Source organism: Paraburkholderia fungorum (assembly GCF_046027215.1).
GTDB lineage: Bacteria > Pseudomonadota > Gammaproteobacteria > Burkholderiales > Burkholderiaceae > Paraburkholderia > Paraburkholderia fungorum_D.
The window spans coordinates 254,951-273,364 of record NZ_JAQQEN010000002.1 but is presented as its reverse complement, the minus strand read 5'-3'; the positions used below and the strand labels follow the sequence as shown (position 1 = coordinate 273,364).

The following is an 18,414-nucleotide window of genomic DNA, read 5'->3' as shown; positions in this document are numbered from 1 at the left end:
TCAGCCGGCGCGCGGCGGTCATGGATTGCGCTATCGGTTCAGCGCGGACAGCGGTAGCGGTAGCGGTAGGTCGGACAGGTCATCGCCTCTCTCCAGATGAGGTGCGAATCATGATAGAGGCCTGAAAACCAGCGGTCTACGAAGGGATTTTCGGAAGGAAAGCGGGAAAAATGATTTGGGGGGGCGCCTTGCGCGCCGGCACCAATCTACAGCAATGGCATCACGTCCGCACAGACGGTCTGCCGTCCAACTTCACGGCGCCGGCACCGACCGGCCAATAAAAAACGCCGGATTACGCTTTCGCGCAATCCGGCGTTTTTATTCAAGGTCAAGTTAGCAACCAGCAGGTTCTACCGCTTCGCCACCTGCTCCGTCGACGCAGACACCGCAGCGGTCCCCGGTGCGGCAGCCGGCGCAACCGCTCCCACCGCCGCATCCCCAGCAGGCTTCACATCGCCCCAGCCGCCGCCCAGCGCGCGAATCAGATTGACCGTCGCCACCGCCTGGGTGCCGGACAAATGGCTCGCCTGCAACTGCGAAATCAGCACCTGCCGCTCACCGTCGATCACATCCAGATAGCTGACCGCGCCTTCCGTGTACTGCGTGCGCGACAGATGCGCCGCGCGTTGCGAGGCCACGACCGCGTCGTTCTGCTCGCGCATCTGGTCATCCAGCAAACGCAGATCGGCCAGGTTGTCCTCGACCTCGCGGAACGCCACCAACACCTGCTGACGATACTGCGCAACGTCCTCGTCATATTTCGAACGCGCCTGCGCGAGGTTCGCCTTGCGGCGGCCGCCGTCAAACAAAGGCACCGTCAAAGCCGTACCGGCCAGCGGACCCAGAAGGAATGCACGACTCGACCACATGAACAGGTCGCCCAGCGTCGCCGATTCATAACCGAATGCGCCGGTGATATCGAGCTTCGGAAAGAACGCCGACTTCGCCAGCCCGACGCGCGCGTTTGCCGCGGCCATCGCCCGTTCCGCCGCCGAAATATCCGGCCGGCGTTCGAGCAGCGCCGAAGGCAAACCCGGCGGCACACGCACCGTCATCGGGCCGAGCGGCGCTTCCGCGAATGAAAAATCCGCCGGCGGCTTGCCGAGCAGAATCGCGAGACCATGCTCGGATGCCGCGCGTTGACGCGCCACGCCCACGGCATCGGCACGCGCGCTCGCCAGTTCGTTGCGGGCCCGCGACACATCCAGCTCGCCGATATCGCCTTCCTTGAAGCGCCGCTCGACCAGTTGCAGCGTGTCCTCGCGCAACGCGACGGTGCGGCGGTACAGATCCTGATCGGTATCGAGCTCGCGCAGCTGGAAGTAGTTCTGTGCGACATCGGCCTGCAGCGACAGTTGAACCGAGCGGAACAATGCTTCGCTCTGCTGTTCGTCGGCGCGCGACGCGTTCACGTTCGAGCCGACTCGCCCGAACAGATCGGTTTCGTACGACGCCCCAACCTGAGCGCGCCAGATCGTGCCCGTCGTACCGCCCGCGCTATCCGGCTGCAATTGCGATGCCGCCGAGGCCCGTTCGCGCGTCGGGCCGAAGCCCGCATCGAACTTCGGGAACCAGTCCGACTTCGCCGCCTGCGTCACGGCACGCGCCTGCTGGACGCGCGCGGCAGCCGCTTTCAGGTCCTGATTCGCGGCGGCCGCCTGTTCCTCGAGCGCATTGAGCTTCGGATCGCCGAAAACCGTCCACCACTCGCCACGATGCGCGTCGTCGGCGGGTTCCGCCTGCTTCCACGTGCCGTTGTCCTGCGCCGATACACCCGAAGCTGCCGAAGCCGCCGAAGCCGCCGACGCTGCCGACGCTGTTGCAGCCGTCGGCGCTTCCTTGAACGCGACCGGCGTATCCACCTCCGCCCGCTTGTACGTAGGCTCCACGGAGCAGGCGGCGAGCAACGCGACCAGCAAACCGCTGGCAGCCGCCCGGCCCCACCCGCTCAAAGATTCAATCCGTTTCATTATTGTTTTCTCCTCAAGCATCCGTCGCCGGCGCGCCATAGTGCGGCGCATCTTTCTGCGCGACGTGAATCGTCCCACCCGCCAGCGTCCGCAACACCACATAGAACACAGGGGTCAGCATCAGTCCGAACAGCGTCACGCCGAGCATGCCGAAGAACACCGCGATACCCATCGCGTGACGCATCTCCGAACCCGCACCGCTCGACAGCACCAGCGGCACCACGCCCATGATGAAAGCGATCGACGTCATCAGAATCGGCCGCAGACGCAAGCGGCTCGCCTCGATTGCAGCCGACAAAGGCGAACGCCCGTCATGTTCGAGTTCGCGAGCAAACTCGACAATCAGAATCGCGTTCTTCGCCGACAAGCCCACCAGCACCATCAAGCCGATCTGCGTGAAGATATTGTTGTCACCGCCCGTGAGCCACACACCGGTCAGCGCGGACAGCACGCTCATCGGCACGATCAGGATCACCGCGAGCGGCAGCGTCAGGCTTTCATACAACGCGGCCAGCACGAGGAACACGAGCAGCACGCTGATCGGGAACACCCACAGGCCCGCGTTGCCGGCAAGAATCTGCTGGTACGTGAGGTCGGTCCATTCGAGCTTCACGCCATGCGGCAAGGTTTCCGCCGCCACTCGTTCCGCCGCGGCCTGTGCTTGTCCTGACGAGTAGCCAGGCGCCGGTCCACCGTTGATGTCAGCGGCGGTATAGCCGTTGTAGCGCACCACCATTTCCGGGCCATAGGTCGGCGTCACCGTCACCAGCGACGAGAGTGGCACCATGTCACCGGCGGCATTGCGCGTCTTCAGTTGCAGGATGTCGTCGGCACGCTGACGGAACGGCGCATCCGCCTGCACCCGCACCTGATACACGCGGCCAAAGCGATTGAAGTCGTTCACATACAGCGAGCCCAGATAGATCTGCATCGTGTTGAACACGTCGGTGACCGGCACGCCAAGCTGCTTGGCCTTCACGCGATCAAGGTCGACGTTCAGTTGCGGCACGTTGATCTGATAGCTCGAGAACGTCGGTCCAAGTTCAGGCGTTTGCGCCGCCTTCTTCACGAAGGCTTCCGCGGCCTTGTTCAACTCCGCGTAGCCTACCGCGCCGTGATCCTCCAGCTGCATCTTGAAGCCGCCAAGCGTGCCGAGACCGAGCACAGGAGGCGGTGGGAACACCGCGACGAACGAATCCTTGATCGCGCCATACTGTTGATTCAACGCGCCCGCAATTGCACCCGCCGAGAGCTTCTTGTTGCCGCGGTCCTTGAACGGCTTCAACGTGACGAACACGATGCCCGCGCTCGAACTATTCGTGAAGCCGTTCACCGACAAACCCGGGAACGCCACCGCGCTCTCCACGCCCGGCTGCTTCAGCGCAATCGCGCTCATATCGCGGATCACCTTTTCCGTGCGATCCAGCGAGGCACCGTTAGGCAACTGGGCGAACGCAATCAGGTACTCCTTGTCCTGCGCCGGCACGAAGCCGCCCGGCACGACGCGCGAAATCAGCACCGTTGCACCCAGCAGGATCGCGTAGACCGCGAGCATCGCGCCTTTACGGCGCAGCACGCCCTTCACGCCACGGCCGTACTCCGTCGAGCCGCGCTGGAACACCTTGTTGAAGCCCTTGAAAAAGCGGCCCAGCACGCGATTCATCACCCGCGTCAGAAAGTCTTCCTTCGCGCCATGGCTGCGCAACAGCAGTGCGGACAAAGCCGGCGACAAGGTCAGCGAGTTGAATGCCGAGATCACCGTCGAGATCGCGATGGTCATCGCGAACTGCTTGTAGAACTGGCCCGTCAAACCCGTCATGAAGGCGAGCGGCACGAACACGGCGACCAGCGTCAGCGCGATGGCGATAATCGGCCCGCTCACTTCCTGCATCGCCTTATACGTCGCATCGCGCGCACTGAGCCCGTTTTCGATATTCCGCTCGACGTTCTCCACCACCACGATCGCATCGTCCACCACGATCCCGATCGCGAGCACCATGCCGAACAATGACAACGCGTTGATCGAGAAGCCGAACGCGAGCAGCAGCGAGAAGGTCCCGACGATCGACACCGGCACCGCAATCAACGGAATGATCGACGCGCGCCAGGTTTGCAGGAACACGATCACGACGATCACCACCAGCGCGATCGCTTCCAGCAGCGTGTGGATCACAGCCTCGATACTGGAGCGCACGAATTGCGTCGGATCGTAGACGATCTTGTACTCGACGCCCGCCGGCATGTCTTCCGCCAGCTCCTTCATCGCGGCACGAACCTGATCGGAAATCGCCAGCGAATTCGCGCCCGGCGCCTGGTTGATCGCGAGCGCCACAGCCGGTTTGTTATCGAGCAAGGAACGCAGGCCGTACTCAGACGCAGCGAGTTCGATCCGCGCGATATCGCGCAGATACGTGACGCCGCCATCCGGCGCGGTCTTGACGATGATGTCGCCGAATTCGCCCTCGGTCTTCAGGCGGCCGCGCGCATTCACCGACAACTGCAATTGCGTGCCCGGCACCGAAGGCGATGCGCCGATCACACCGGCTGCCACCTGAATATTCTGCTCACGGATTGCATTGACCACTTCGGTCGCGGTCAAACCGCGTTGCGCGACTTTCTGCGGATCGAGCCAGACGCGCATCGCGTAGTCGCCCGAACCCCACAACTGCACTTCACCCACGCCCTGAATCCGCGCGAGCCGGTCCTTGACGTTGAGCAGCGCGTAGTTGCGCAGATACGTCATGTCGTAGCGATTGTTCGGCGAGATCAGATGGACCACCATCGTCAACGTAGGCGAGCTCTTGATGGTCGTGATGCCGAGACGCTGCACGTCTTCCGGCAGACGCGGCAGCGCCTGGTTGACGCGGTTCTGCACCAGTTGCGTCGCGAGGTCCGGGTTCGTGCCGAGCTTGAAGGTCACCGTCAGCGTGAGATTGCCGTCGCTATTGGCTTGCGACTGCATGTACAGCATGTTCTCCACACCGTTGATCTGCTCTTCGAGCGGCGACGCCACCGCTTCGGCGATCACCTTCGGATTCGCGCCAGGATATTGCGCGTGCACCACCACCGAAGGCGGCACGACTTCCGGGTACTCCGAAATCGGCAGCTTGAAGAGCGCAATGATGCCCCCCAGCAGGATCAATACCGACAGCACGCCGGCAAAGATTGGCCGATCGATGAAGAATTTGGATATGTTCATGAAAAGCTCTTAAGTTTGGAGCGCATATGCATGTGAGCGATGAAACCGCTGCTCATGCGGCTCACGAATTCTTGTCCGCCTTCGCACGCGCCTGCGCGAGCGGCGCGCTGTTCGGATCCTGATCGGTCGTCATCGGCACCATGTGAGCGCGCACTGCGTCGCCTGGGCGCACGCGCTGGATGCCGTTCACGACGATCCGGTCGGTGGCCTGCAAGCCACCTTTGACGACCCGCAGATTGCCCTGCAAGCCGCCCACCGACACCTCGCGATACACGACGTGATTGCTCTGGTCGACCACCAGCACGAACTTCTTGTCCTGATCGGTGCCCACTGCGGCGTCGTCGATCAGCAAGGCCGCATGCGGTGCACTGCCGCCGACCTTCACCCGTGCATACAGACCCGGAATCAGCGCGCCATCTTCGTTATCGAAGCGCGCCCGCACGCGAATCGTGCCGGACGAGGTGTCGAGCCGGTTATCGACCGACTCGATCGTGCCGCTGCGCGAATAGCCGCTCTCGTCTGCGAGACCCAGTTCCACCGGCACCTTGCTGCCATCTTTGGCGCGGCTCAGGTATTGCAGGTAAGTCTGTTCGTCAGCGTCGAACGATGCGTAGATCGGTGAAACCGACACCAGCGTGGTCAGCGGCGCCGAGCTTGCGCCGGCCGACACCACGTTGCCCACGGTGATCTCCGCACGCGAGACGCGGCCCGACACCGGCGCCACGATCTTCGTGTAGCCGAAGTTGATGCGCGCGGTTTCGACGGCGGCTTGCGCGGCCTTCAGGTTGGCGCTCGCTTCGCGCGCGGCGTTCTGCTTCTCGTCGTAATCGCGCTTGGCGATGGCGTTGTCGGCGATCAGGCGTTGCGCGCGCTCCCAGTCGCTTTGCGTGTAGCCCGTGCGCGCCTGAGCCGCCGCGAGCTGCGCTTCGGCGCGATCGACTTCCGCTGCGTATGGGCGCGGATCGATCACAAACAGCGTGTCGCCTTTTTTCACCAGCGCGCCGTCCTTGAAATTGACCGACACGATCGTGCCCGGCACCTGTGAACGCACGTCCACTTTTTCGACCGCTTCGAGGCGGCCGGAATAGCTCTGCCAGTCGGTGATGGTTTTTTGCACGACGGTGGCGACATCGACTTCCGGCACGATGGTCGGCGCAGCGGGCGAGCTTGCGTCCACGCGGATCGCGCCGAACGTGCCCAGCCCGGCCACCACGATGACGGCGAGCGCAGCGATCGCCACACGGCGACGGGAAAGAGGAAGGATAGTCATGAGAAGCTCCCGGTATCGTTGATTAAAGTTGTGCTTATGTCTGTCTCAGCGATGGGCGCGCGCATCGAAGCGCCACTGAAAAAATCGCACCGCTTCCTGCAATGCGGGCGGATGGTCGGCCAACGCGGCGTGCGAGACGCTCGGATAGCGGACCACCTGGGTCAGCACACCGGCGTCGATCAGACTGCTCGCGTATTTCTCCGCTTCCACATGCAGCACATCGTTTTGCGCCGTCGCGATCAGCGTGGCCGGCAAGCCCGCGAGACGTGACGATTCGAGCGGCGCGGCATACGGATGCATGCGTTGCGACGCTTGCGGCAGATACGCGCGATAGCACGCCGCGCATTCCTTCGCGGTGATGTCCGAGCCCAGCCGCTGTTCGTCGCCAAGACGCGTCAGGCTTGGATCGAGCATCGGCCCGAACAGCGCTTGCGCGGCAATCCGCACATCGCCGCGATCCCGCGCGATGAAGGCGAGGCAATTGGCGAGTTGGCCGCCCGCATCGTGGCCCGCCACACCGATCTTCTTGCTGTTGCCGCCGAACGCGCGTGCCCGCGTCTGGACCCAGAGCGCGGCACGATGCGCGTCTTCCGGCGCCGCTGGAAACGGAAACTGCGGCGCCAGCGAATAACCCACCGACGCCACCAGAGCCGGTAAGTGTTCTGCGAAATACCGCGCGGCGTAGTCGGCCTGGTCGATCGAACCCTTTGTGAAGCCGCCGCCGTGGAAATAAAGCAATACCGGCAGTGCGGTTTTCTGAGCCTGCCGATACAGGCGCAACGTGATGTCCTGAGCGTGCCCCTCTATTTGCACGTCAGTGACTTCAAGTGCCGTGCTGTCGGTCTGTGCCGGGCCGCTGGCGGCGGGCACAAAGGAGTACGGCGGTTTAAATGCATCCATGTCGAGCCGCGCAATGCGCATAGAACTTCAATGGTGCGAATTGTGGGTTCGGCAGACTCGTAAATAAATGCCTATAATCCGGCAACACAATTCGGCGCCCCTGAACAATCGAAGGCGATTGCTCTGCGGATTCGATTCCTGCTCAGTGCGCCCGCCCCTTCTGGAGGTTTGCAATGGACCGGCTTCAGGCCATGCAAGTGTTCACGCGCGTCGTCGACACCAACAGCTTTACCCGTGCAGCGGAGACGCTCGATCTGCCGCGCGCCTCGGTTACCACCATCATTCAGAACCTCGAAGCGTTCCTCGGCACGCGTCTGATGCATCGGACCACGCGCCGTTTATCGCTGACGCCGGACGGCGCCGCGTACTACGAACGTTGCGTGCGCATTCTTGCGGACGTCGAAGAGACCGAGGCCAGTTTTCAGAGCGGCAACAAGAAGCCGCATGGCAAGCTGCGCATCGACATGCCGGGGTCGATTGGCCGCCTGCTGGTGATTCCTTCGCTGTGTGAATTCCACAAGCGCTACCCGGATATCGACCTGCAACTTGGCTTGACGGACCGGCCCGTCGATCTGCTGCAGGAAGGCGTGGATTGTGTGGTGCGGGTGGGCGCGCTACAGGATTCCTCGCTGGTGGCCCGGCGTATCGGCCTGTTCGAGGGCGTGACCTGCGCGTCCCCCGACTACATCGAGCGCGCCGACGTGCCGAGTTCGCTCGAGGACCTGGAGAATCACAAAGCAGTCAATTACTTTTCGAGCCGCACAGGGCGCACGCTCGATTGGGCCTTCCTGGTTGATGGCAAAGAAGTTGAAGTGAAGATGAAAAGCATTGTGTCGGTGAACGACGCGGATGCCTACGTGACTTGCGGGTTGGAAGGCTTTGGCCTGATTCAGCCGGCGCTCTTCATGGTGCTGCCGCATCTGCGTTCGGGTCAGCTGGTTGAAGTGTTACCCGAGCTGAAACCTTTGCCGATGCCGATTTCCGCAGTCTATCCGCACAGTCGCCATCTGTCGCCTAAAGTCCGTGTTTTCGTAGACTGGATTGCGGAGCTGTTTGACCGGTGCCCATTGTTGAGTGGCCGAGGCAGTCTTGACGCGACGTGTACGAAGCGCACATTTGAAGAGCGCGAATCTGCTCCGGCGCTGGATACACCGGTGATAACGGAATGGGTCGCCTGAATTGTGTTTATTGAAGTACAGAAAATGGAATAGTGAATTCCAACCGCGGCACTAATGCCGCGGTTGCTTGAGTTGTCGCGATTGTTCTGAAATCACGACAATTCATTTCGCGAAAGTGCGATTTATCCGCACTGCCTCTGAGCCTACATTTCACCCTGTCGCAGCGCTGCGTGTGCTGCTAGTGAATCGACAGGAGTGAATCATGAAACGCCAACTCATCGCAGGTCTTGCTATTTCGCTGCTGGCCAGCGCGCCGGTTTTTGCACAGAGCAGCAGTGGCGGCATTGGTCGTGCGGGTACCTATCAGAGCCAGCCGGCTCCGACGACAACGGGCAAAAGCCGTGCTGAAGTTCAAGCTGAACTGGTCGCTGCGTATCGCGATGGGTCGTTGCCGTCATTGAACCGCACGAGTTATCCGAATAAGGGTTTGATTGGGCAAACGCAAGCGGCACGGATTGCCTTGCAGGAAGGCACAAGTGGTGATGTGCGGATTGCCAAGGGGCAGTGAGGCGGAATCGCCTCAATGATATGGGTTCCGAACTAAATTTTCGCCGTTTATTTTTTCTCTATCGAGGAGGTTGATGTGATTCCTTCTGAACTGGATAACTGGGGCACGGATTCGGCGGCTTGGGTGCCGTTTCGGGCTCCGCAGAAGTAAGCTAAGGTTTTTTTTGCCTTTTGGCAGGCGGCATTTTCCTGGTTCTGGCTTCTTTGGCCTTTCCTTGTTTGCTTATTGGTTTATTAGCGTTCCCCCTGTGCGGGGGGGCACCTACTTTTCTTTGCCTGCCGCAAAGAAAAGTAGGCAAAAGAAAGCGGCTCCAACCGCTAATTTTTAAGCGGGTCCCCTGGCTTGGAGGGTGTAGTGGCTCCGTAGAGATCGAGCCTACGCACCTCCCCGCCTGGGTGACGAGGCCGTCATACCTCCGGCGGCGCTGCGCGCGCCGACGCGGTACTTCATCAAACCATCTAGCGGGTTTTGCGAATGCGGTTTGCCCGGCGTGGTGGCTCGTTGCGGGCCTAGCGTGACCTGCTGGGTTCGGTCGTGGTGCCAGCACATCTAAAACCACCGGCTTTGCCCCCGCGCGTCGCGGAGGCGAAGCCGATGGCTCACGCTCACGCGCAAACGAAGCCGATGGTTTCCCTCATGGACCCGTCCGCGACGCACGCAGTGCGGAGTGGGAGCGGATGACGGCTGTGTCACTGGCGCTTATGGACCACGGTGTGATCCGTTAATCGCACCACAATCCCCTCCAAGCCAGGGGACTCACTTAAATGTTGGCGGTTTGAGCCGCTTTCTTTTGCCTACTTTTCTTTGCGGCTGCGCCCCGAAGGAAGTCCACTTGGTGGGCAAAGAAAAGTAGGTGCCTGCCCCGCACAGGGGCGACGCTAATAAACCAACAACAAAGCAAGGAAAGGCCCAAGAAGCCAGAACCAGGAATGCCGCCGCCAAAGCCAAAAACCTACCTTTTAGGTACACCCCCCTTCCACTCCCCCCAATGCATAGCAACATCTTGCACAAACGGATTCCCAGCCCGAAACAAATTCTCAATAGCAATAGTAAACCCACCCTGCGCAGCATAATTCAGCAAATTATCAGCACTACTCTGCCCATCATAGGGTCGATCAAAATCCGACCCAGCCCTTAGCACCGCGACCCGGTTCAGATCAACCTTATGCACGGAAGCCGCGCGCTTGAGCGCCTCATACGTCGCGTTATCTTCCTGCTGCGTGGTGCAATACACGCCCTTGTTATCGGTCAGAATCCTGGTCCATTCCCGAGCCCGCTGCCCAAGCAGCGTCCCGGACCACCAGGTGTCACCCGCTAACGTATCGCATTGAATAACCGTAGGCGGCTGGTTCGCCGGCGCGTATGAATACTTGGCCCGCGCAGTCTGAGCCGGCTCACTGTCCAAAAGTACCACGCTGTGCGATAAGGCAAACGCCGCATCGGCAAGCCGCGTATTCAACTGAAACACCTCCGTCCGATAATCAAGCGGCGGCTTATCAGTAGGACTCCTGGTGTTGATGCCCAGGTAGCCCGTATTCCAGCCAGGCGGAATCTCCCGCCCATCGATCTCCCACTGAATCCCGAAGTCGACCAGATACTTCGCCCACGCAGCGGACCCGAGCGTCCCCTGCTGCGGATCGATCCCGGCTATCCCGGCCACCATGAAGTACGTGTGCCGCAAATCGAATCGCGGCGAAAACGTCAGCGCCATGATCGACGCAGCCGCATTGCTATGCCCCATGCCAGTGGTCATGACGCATACGTCCTGCCTGTTGCAATGAACTGTAGGGTAATCGGGCGACAATCCATCTACGGCAATCTCACGCCATGGCCCCAGCCGGTCGAGCCACACCTGCCCCTCCGGTCCGAACATCGAAATGATCATCACCTTGACGGGGCGCCCGTGCGAACCGCCGTCGCCCTGCCAGAAACCATCGTTGTCGTCCGCGCTGGCAGGGCCGGATGAAAAGGCCGCGCACGCCGCCAGCGTAATGACGGACAATGCGCCAAATGTGCGAGTCAGCATTGTGTTCCTTCCTTTTGCTTGTGATGCAGATTGGGAGAAGGTGCTGCTTTCAAGCCGAAAGAAGTATAGGTGCGAAGAATTGAATTGCCACGACGCGATGCGCAATTTCTCATCGCGTTGTCAAATCGCGCTCAGCAAAGCACGCGGATTCGCTTGCCAATGTCGCCCCTTCGCTTCCTATAATTGAGGGTTCGCTGCACGCACTGTCTCTGTGCACACGTTGTGCACTCAATCCTGGAGCATTACCATGGACTATGTGAAACTCGGCCGCACCGGCCTCGATGTATCGCGTCTCTGTCTCGGTTGCATGAGTTACGGCGTGCCCGCTCGCGGCACACACCCCTGGTCGCTGGACGATGAAGCCGCCCGCCCCTTCATCAAGCAGGCGCTCGATCACGGCATCAATTTCTTCGACACGGCAAACGTCTATTCGGACGGCACCAGTGAAGAAATCGTCGGCCGTGCGCTCAAGGACTTTGCCAGGCGTGATGAAATCGTGCTCGCCACCAAGGTGAATAGCCGCATGCACCGGGGGCCGAACGGCGCGGGCCTGTCGCGCAAGGCGATCATGGCGGAGATCGATAACAGCCTCAGGCGCCTCGGCACCGACTACGTCGATCTCTATCAGATCCATCGCTGGGATGACGGCACACCGATCGAAGAAACCATGGAAGCCCTGCACGATGTCGTGAAGGCGGGCAAGGCGCGTTATATCGGTGCATCGTCAATGTACGCGTGGCAGTTCGCCAAAGCGCTGCATGTCGCCGAACGCCATGGCTGGACGCGCTTCGTGACAATGCAAAACTACGTGAATCTGTTGTACCGCGAGGAGGAACGCGAAATGCTGCCGCTGTGCGAGAGCGAAGGCATCGGCGTGATTCCGTGGAGCCCGCTGGCACGCGGGCGCCTCACGCGTGACTGGAACACCGAAAGCGCACGCTCCGAAACCGACCAGTTCGGCCGCACACTGTACGCGCAAACGGAAGACGCGGACCGCCGCATCGTCGAACGGGTCGGTCAGATCGCGAAGGAACGCGGCGTGCCGCATGCACAAGTCGCGCTGGCGTGGGTGCTGCAGAAAAAGCCGATCACCGCGCCAATCGTCGGTGCGACCAAACTGCATCATCTGGACGATGCAGTCGCAGCACTGTCACTACATCTCAGCGAGGACGAAGTGCGTCAACTCGAAGAGCTGTATGTGCCGCACGCGGTAGCCGGTTTCAACTAGGCACCTCATCCACTGGCAAATGCAGGCCTGAGCAGGCCTGCCCACGCGTTGGCAGGCTCGACGACCGCGCCGCATTCATCCGTGCGCGCGGTCCCGGCAAAGCGTCACAATCTCAAACGCGCGGCACGTCCGGTTCGAAAAACACCCAGCGCACTTGCGGAAACGCCGCCTGCAGGTCGGCTTCGATCACGTTGATCGCGTCCACCATCGCGCGTCCGCTTGCGTAGTCGATCATTTCGGCCTGCACGGCCACCACCACATGCCGGCCCCATTGCAGCGTGATCATATTGATGATGCTGCGGATTTCAGTGCGCGCACGCAAATGCGCCTCGATCGCCCGGCGCACTTCCGGGCTCGCCGATTCGCCGACGATCATCGATTTCACTTCCCGCGCCACCAGCCACGCAATCACCATCAGCAACACGCCCACGCCGATCGAACCCAACGCGTCGTACACGGGATTGCCGGTCACCATCGTCAGCAACACGGCGACGAAAGCGATCGCGAGGCCCGCCAATGCGGCAATATCCTCGCCGGCCACGACCAGCAATTCGGACTCGCGCGTTTCGCGAAACCAGCGCCACATGTTTTTGTCCGGGTGAGACTTGCGGATTTCCTTCACCGCGCCCCACAAGGAAAGCGCTTCCAGCACGACAGAAACGCCGAGCACCACCAGCGCCACAAACGCATACTGCAAGGGCTCGCGCGCGAACAACCGGTGCACGCCTTCATACACCGAGAACGCGCCGCCGACAAAAAACAGCAGCAGCGCCACCAGCAATGAATAGAAGTTGATTTCACGCCCGCCACCCATGGGATGCAACGGGCTCGCCGGTTTGCGCGCTTCACTCAGACCGAATAACAGCAGGAGTTGATTGCCGCAATCTGCCGTGGAGTGAATGGCTTCGGCGAACATCGAGCCGGAACCCGTGAACGTGGCAGCAGCAAACTTGCAGATGGCGATACCGAGGTTGGCGGCGAGCGCATAGAAAATGGCTTTCGGCGATTCTTCTTTCATCGTCGTTGATCGTTATCCGTGAGTTTTCGGGGAGCTTCCGGCAGGCAATAGTCCGTATTATGGACATGCGAAGCGGCATGCGTCCAACCAACGCGCTTTTATACCGCGCGAGGACGAACCCGTGCGGTCCGCCCTCGCTCCCGCGCAGCGTGCTACAGCCTCTCGAGCGCGGCCATCTCACGCACGATCACCAGCAGCATCGAGAGGCTCGCGCCGCCGGTCGCGCGCAGGTCGGCAAGCAATCGCGTGTAGCGTTCGAGTGGCGCGGAGCGCCGCTCGCGCCAGCTCTGAACCAGCGCATCCGGCGTCGACGCTTCATCGGCATCGGCCAGCGCGCTGGTGGTCAGCGCGCGTTTGAGACGCGCCAGTTCGGCAAGCGCCGTGGCGCGTGCCAGCATGTCCCAGTGAGTAGGCGCCGGCAGTGCCGAGGCGCGCTCGCCGATCCAGCGATAGTTCAACAGCGTGCCGAGCGCGAAGTACACGCCTGCCACGAGTTCGAGACTGCGCCCGCAGGTCGAGGCCACCTCGGCGATATCGAGCAGCGCCGCCGAAATCTCGCCGCTCGCGATCCGCACCGCCAGTTCGCTATCGACGCCCGCATCCACGAGTACACGTTGACGCTCCGACAGCGCCTCCAGCTCGGCCGTCGGCAGGAGCGCGGGCCATTGCGATGCAAGGCGTTGCGCGGCATCGCGGCACCGCGCGAGCAGACCGGCGATGTCGCCGGCACTTACCGCACCCGATTGCAATTGCCGCAGGAACCAGAGCGCCGAGCGTTCGACCAGCCGCGCGACTTCGACAAACATCCGCGCCTGCACGTCGTCGGCCACGCGATTATCGAGCGCGTCGATACTGCGCCACACTTCGTCGAGATCGAACACGTCACGCGCCATGATGCAGGCGCGCACGATATCGCCGGGCTGCGCGTCGGTCTCTTCCATCAGCCGATGCACGAACTCGCACCCCACGCGATTCACCAACGCATTGGTCAGATGCGTGGCAAGGATTTCGCGCCGCAACGGGTGGCGCTGCATCGGTTCGCTAAAGCGCTGCCGCAACGGCTTGGGGAAATATTCGATCAACATGTCGCTGACGAGCGGGTCTTCCGGCATCGTCGAGTCGAGCAGTGCGTCGTACAGCCACATCTTGCTATAGGCGAGCAATACCGCGCGTTCAGGCGAAGTCAGGCCCTGTTTCGCGGCCTGCCGTTCCGCGACTTCTTCGTCGGTCGGCAGAAATTCGATCACGCGATTCAGGCGGCCGGCGCGTTCGAGGTAACGCATCAGGCGCGTTTCGGCATCGAGCAACTCGACGCCATATCGGCCCGCAATCGATAGCGCCTGGGTCTGGTAATAGTTGTCCTGCAACACGAGCAAACCAACTTCATCGGTCATCTCGGCGAGCAATGCATTGCGCTGCTTCTCGGTCATTTCACCGTCAGAGACAACGAGACCCAGCAGAATCTTGATGTTGACTTCGTGGTCCGAACAATCCACACCCGCGGAATTATCAATCGCATCGGTATTGATGCGGCCCCCGCGCTGCGCGAATTCGATGCGCCCGAATTGCGTCAGGCCAAGATTGCCGCCTTCCGCCACCACCTTGCAGCGCAGATCGGCACCGTTGACACGGATCGCGTCGTTCGCGCGGTCGCCCACTTGCAAATGGGTTTCGCGGCTCGCCTTCACATAGGTGCCGATACCGCCGTTGTAGAGCAGATCGACCGGCGCCTGCAGAATCGCCCGCATCAGTTCGGCCGGCGCGAGCGCCGGCGCGCTGATCCCGAGCACCGACTGCACGGCCGCGGACAAGGGAATCGTCTTGGCGCTACGCGGAAACACGCCGCCGCCCGCCGAGATCAGCGAGGGATCGTAATCGGCCCAGCTGGAGCGGTCGAGCACAAACAGGCGCCCGCGCTCGGCAAGACTTACCGCAGGATCGGGATTCGGGTCGAGAAAGATATGCCGGTGATCGAATGCGGCCACCAGTCTGATATGCGGCGACAACAGCATGCCGTTGCCGAACACATCGCCCGACATATCGCCGACGCCCACTACCGTGAAATCGGTGGCCTGGGTGTCGACGCTCATTTCACGGAAGTGGCGCTTGACGGACTCCCATGCCCCGCGCGCGGTGATGGCCATCTTCTTGTGGTCATAGCCGACCGAACCGCCGGACGCAAACGCGTCGTCGAGCCAGAAACCATATTCCTGCGAAATGGCGTTCGCGAAGTCGGAGAACGTCGCGGTGCCTTTGTCCGCCGCGACCACCAGATAGGGATCGTCGGGGTCGTGCCGCACCACGTCGGGCGGCGGGACGACAACGGTGTTCGCGAGGTTATCCGTCAGATCGAGCAGACCGCGCAGGAACGTCTGATAGCACGCCACGCCCTCACGCATCCACGCATCGCGATCCGTTTGCGGCGGCGGGTTCTTCACCACGAAACCGCCCTTGGAGCCGACCGGCACGATCACCACGTTCTTCACCATCTGCGCCTTCATCAGGCCGAGCACCTCCGTGCGGAAGTCCTCGCGCCGATCCGACCAGCGCAGCCCGCCACGCGCAACACGGCCGCCGCGCAAATGCACACCTTCCACGCGCGGCGAATAGACCCAGATTTCGAACATCGGCTTCGGCTCAGGCAAACCCGGCACCTGGGCCGGATTGAACTTGAACGACAGATACGGTTTCGGTTGTCCGCTGGCGTCGAAGCGATAGTAGTTGGTGCGTTGCGTCGCCTTGATGACGCCGAGAAACTGCCGCAGGATCCGGTCTTCGTCGAGATTGGGCACCTGATCGAGCGCGCTGTCGATCGTCTTCAGCCAGCCGTCCACGCGCGCCTCGCGCGTGTCGCCGAACACCGGATTGAAGCGCGCAATGAATAGCTCGACGAGCATGCGGGCAATCGCGGGATTGCCGGTCACCGCGCGTTCGATATAGGCATCGCTGAAGGTCGAACCCACCTGACGCAAGTACTTGGCATAGGCGCGCAGAATCGTCACCTCGCGCGCATTCAATTGCGCGCGCAGCACGAGACGATTGAAATCGTCGCTTTCGATGCTGCCGGTCCATACCTGTTCGAACGCCTCTTCGAACAGGTCCTTGACGCGTTCGATATCGAATTCGGCATCGTCAGCGAGTTCGAGGCCGAAGTCGTGAATCCACGCAGGCGTGGCATCCAGCGCTTCGATCGTATACGGCCGCTCTTCATCCACACGTACGCCGAGATGCTCGAGCATCGGCAAGCTGCGCGATAGCGCGATTGGCTGCCCCGCGCGATAGACCTTGAAGCGAAACGAGCGCGGCCCCGCTTCGATCGGCCGATACAGGTTCATGGCAAGCCGCTCGCTTCCCTGCACGCGCTCGATCAGTTCGATATCGCGCACGGCCGTGCGGGCCGGATAGTCGTCGCGGTAGCCCGGGGGGAATGAATCGGCATAGTGTTGCAGCAGGCGATTGCCCTGCTCTTCACCGAAAGCATCGAGCAACGCGTCGGCGAGATCGTCCTGCCAGCGGCGCGTGACCTGCACGAGCCGCGCTTCGAGTTCGCGCGTATCGACATGGGGCATGCCGTCCGGCTTCGCATGCACGACGAAGTGAATGCGCGCGAGTGTCGACTCCGAGAGCAACGGCGTAAATTCGACACTCGCGCCGTTGAACGCGTCGGCCAGCAGATTGGCAATGCGCTGGCGCAGATCGGTGTTGTACTTGTCGCGCGGCACGAACACCAGGCACGACACGAAACGGTCAAAGCGGTCGCGCCGCACGAACAGGCGCGTGCGTTGATGTTCCTGCAAACGCAGTACACCGAGCGCAATATCGTAGAGCTGGTTTTCCTCGGCCTGAAAAAGTTCGTCGCGTGGATAGGTTTCGAGTACCGTCACCAGCGATTTCGCCAGATGCCCCTTGGGCAGGAAGCCCGCACGCCGCACGATGTTCGCGCATTTGCGCCGCACGATTGGAATTTCCGTGGCCGATACCAGATAGGCAGTGGACGTATACAGGCCGATGAAACGCCGCTCGCCGGTCACCTTGCCGTCCGCACCGGTCAGCTTGATGCCGACATAGTCCAGATAGCCGGGCCGGTGCACGGTCGCCCGGGAGTTGGCCTTGGTCAGGAAGATCGGCGACGAACCGGTGATGATATCGGCCGCGGCGGGCGGCAGCGGCGTCACTTCGGCTGCCCCCGAGGGACGCAACGCGTCGCGCAGGATGCCGAGGCCGGAGCCCGGCACCGCGCGCAATGCAAAGCCGGTGCCGTGCTGCACCAGTTCATAGTCGCGCTGGCCGAGAAAGGTGAAATGATCGGCCACCATCCATTCGAGGAATGCGCGCGCTTCCACACCTTCCGGGCCCGCCTCGCCGGCCTTCATGCCCTTGATGGTGACGCGCGCCAGCTCGACGATCTTCGGCCAGTCCTCCACGGCCGAACGCACATCGCGCAGAACCTTGGCGATCTCGTCGCGCAGCCCATCCAGCTTTGCAGCGTCGCCGCAACGGTCCACTTCGAAGTGAATGAACGAAGCCAGCTGCGAGCGTGTATCGGATGCATCTTCGGCGCCCTGGCCGACTCGCGTGATGCTGCCGTCGGGGCCGCGCCAGATGCGGAACACCGGATGCACGACCGAATGCAGCGCGAGCCCGAGGCGGTTGACCGCCATTGACACCGAATCGACCAGAAACGGCATGTCGTCGTTGACGATTTCGATCACCGTATGATCGGAGTGCCAGCCGTGCTGTTCGAGAATCGGGTTATAGACACGCAGCCTTTCGCTGCCTGGCACGAAGCGCTGCGCGGTTTGCCAGTGAGCGAGCGCCGCGCCGTAAAGATCTGCGATTGCGCGGCTTTGCAGATCGTCGGCGTCGACGAAATCGTAGTAGTGCCGCAGAAAAGGTTCGACGACCTGGAAGGCCGGTTCGGGCAATCGCCCACGTGCAAATTCGATGACGTCGTTCAGGAGGTGCGTGACGGCTTCTTCATTCTTTGCTTGCATGATGAGCTCCCCTGGCGGGTGGCAAGAGCGAGTATCGCTTGATTCGCATGCATCGTCTGAACGGGAATTATGCACCTGCTGGCCGGAAAGCGACGCGCGAGCGCACTTAGGTTATACCCGCTG

At 61.7% G+C, this 18,414-nt stretch carries 10 protein-coding genes; 3 read left to right on the top strand and 7 right to left on the bottom strand.

Annotated features, from left to right (window positions below; genetic code table 11):
- Window positions 1-350 precede the first annotated feature (350 nt).
- From PQR27_RS21895 to PQR27_RS21880, 4 genes are all read right to left on the bottom strand, one after another.
- Window positions 351-1,970, bottom strand: coding sequence for an efflux transporter outer membrane subunit (locus PQR27_RS21895; protein ID WP_408525749.1), 1,620 nt, complete (start codon window positions 1,968-1,970; stop codon window positions 351-353).
- 13 nt (window positions 1,971-1,983) lie between these two features.
- Entirely contained in the window at window positions 1,984-5,169 is a 3,186-nt protein-coding gene (locus tag PQR27_RS21890; RefSeq protein WP_408525748.1) for an efflux RND transporter permease subunit, read from the bottom strand.
- A 61-nt stretch (window positions 5,170-5,230) separates the two neighbouring features.
- Window positions 5,231-6,439, bottom strand: a complete 1,209-nt coding sequence (locus tag PQR27_RS21885; protein WP_408525747.1) for an efflux RND transporter periplasmic adaptor subunit — start codon at window positions 6,437-6,439, stop codon at window positions 5,231-5,233.
- Between the two features lie 45 nt (window positions 6,440-6,484).
- Window positions 6,485-7,339 carry an alpha/beta hydrolase gene (locus tag PQR27_RS21880; RefSeq protein ID WP_408525746.1) on the bottom strand — a complete coding sequence of 285 codons (855 nt, stop codon included), beginning with the start codon at window positions 7,337-7,339 and terminating at the stop codon, window positions 6,485-6,487.
- A gap of 173 nt (window positions 7,340-7,512) precedes the next feature.
- On the opposite strand from PQR27_RS21880, the gene PQR27_RS21875 reads away from it, so the two are divergent.
- Both PQR27_RS21875 and PQR27_RS21870 read left to right on the top strand, forming a co-directional pair.
- Window positions 7,513-8,517: a LysR family transcriptional regulator gene (locus PQR27_RS21875; protein WP_408525745.1), complete on the top strand. Its 1,005-nt coding sequence runs from the start codon at window positions 7,513-7,515 to the stop codon at window positions 8,515-8,517.
- Between the two features lie 202 nt (window positions 8,518-8,719).
- On the top strand, window positions 8,720-9,025 hold the full coding sequence (locus tag PQR27_RS21870; protein WP_408525744.1) for a DUF4148 domain-containing protein: 306 nt from the start codon (window positions 8,720-8,722) through the stop codon (window positions 9,023-9,025).
- A 952-nt stretch (window positions 9,026-9,977) separates the two neighbouring features.
- Here the strand turns inward: PQR27_RS21870 and PQR27_RS21865 are convergent.
- Window positions 9,978-11,051, bottom strand: a complete 1,074-nt coding sequence (locus PQR27_RS21865) for a purine-nucleoside phosphorylase (RefSeq protein ID WP_408525743.1) — start codon at window positions 11,049-11,051, stop codon at window positions 9,978-9,980.
- Between the two features lie 247 nt (window positions 11,052-11,298).
- On the opposite strand from PQR27_RS21865, the gene PQR27_RS21860 reads away from it, so the two are divergent.
- Window positions 11,299-12,279: an aldo/keto reductase gene (locus tag PQR27_RS21860; RefSeq protein WP_408525742.1), complete on the top strand. Its 981-nt coding sequence runs from the start codon at window positions 11,299-11,301 to the stop codon at window positions 12,277-12,279.
- A 112-nt stretch (window positions 12,280-12,391) separates the two neighbouring features.
- On the opposite strand, the gene PQR27_RS21855 is transcribed toward PQR27_RS21860, so the two are convergent.
- Both PQR27_RS21855 and PQR27_RS21850 read right to left on the bottom strand, forming a co-directional pair.
- Window positions 12,392-13,297: a cation diffusion facilitator family transporter gene (locus tag PQR27_RS21855; protein WP_408525741.1), complete on the bottom strand. Its 906-nt coding sequence runs from the start codon at window positions 13,295-13,297 to the stop codon at window positions 12,392-12,394.
- A gap of 152 nt (window positions 13,298-13,449) precedes the next feature.
- Entirely contained in the window at window positions 13,450-18,291 is a 4,842-nt protein-coding gene (locus PQR27_RS21850) for an NAD-glutamate dehydrogenase (protein ID WP_408525740.1), read from the bottom strand.
- Window positions 18,292-18,414: the final 123 nt, after the last annotated feature.

Bases quoted from the DNA above. Each gene is read 5' to 3' on its own strand.
- PQR27_RS21870 (WP_408525744.1), top strand. From the start codon at position 8,720: ATGAAACGCCAACTCATCGCAGGTCTTGCTATTTCGCTGCTGGCCAGC.
- PQR27_RS21885 (WP_408525747.1), bottom strand. From the start codon at position 6,439: ATGACTATCCTTCCTCTTTCCCGTCGCCGTGTGGCGATCGCTGCGCTC.
- PQR27_RS21890 (WP_408525748.1), bottom strand. From the start codon at position 5,169: ATGAACATATCCAAATTCTTCATCGATCGGCCAATCTTTGCCGGCGTG.
- PQR27_RS21865 (WP_408525743.1), bottom strand. From the start codon at position 11,051: ATGCTGACTCGCACATTTGGCGCATTGTCCGTCATTACGCTGGCGGCG.
- PQR27_RS21850 (WP_408525740.1), bottom strand. From the start codon at position 18,291: ATGCAAGCAAAGAATGAAGAAGCCGTCACGCACCTCCTGAACGACGTC.
- PQR27_RS21860 (WP_408525742.1), top strand. From the start codon at position 11,299: ATGGACTATGTGAAACTCGGCCGCACCGGCCTCGATGTATCGCGTCTC.
- PQR27_RS21880 (WP_408525746.1), bottom strand. From the start codon at position 7,339: ATGGATGCATTTAAACCGCCGTACTCCTTTGTGCCCGCCGCCAGCGGC.
- PQR27_RS21895 (WP_408525749.1), bottom strand. From the start codon at position 1,970: ATGAAACGGATTGAATCTTTGAGCGGGTGGGGCCGGGCGGCTGCCAGC.
- PQR27_RS21875 (WP_408525745.1), top strand. From the start codon at position 7,513: ATGGACCGGCTTCAGGCCATGCAAGTGTTCACGCGCGTCGTCGACACC.
- PQR27_RS21855 (WP_408525741.1), bottom strand. From the start codon at position 13,297: ATGAAAGAAGAATCGCCGAAAGCCATTTTCTATGCGCTCGCCGCCAAC.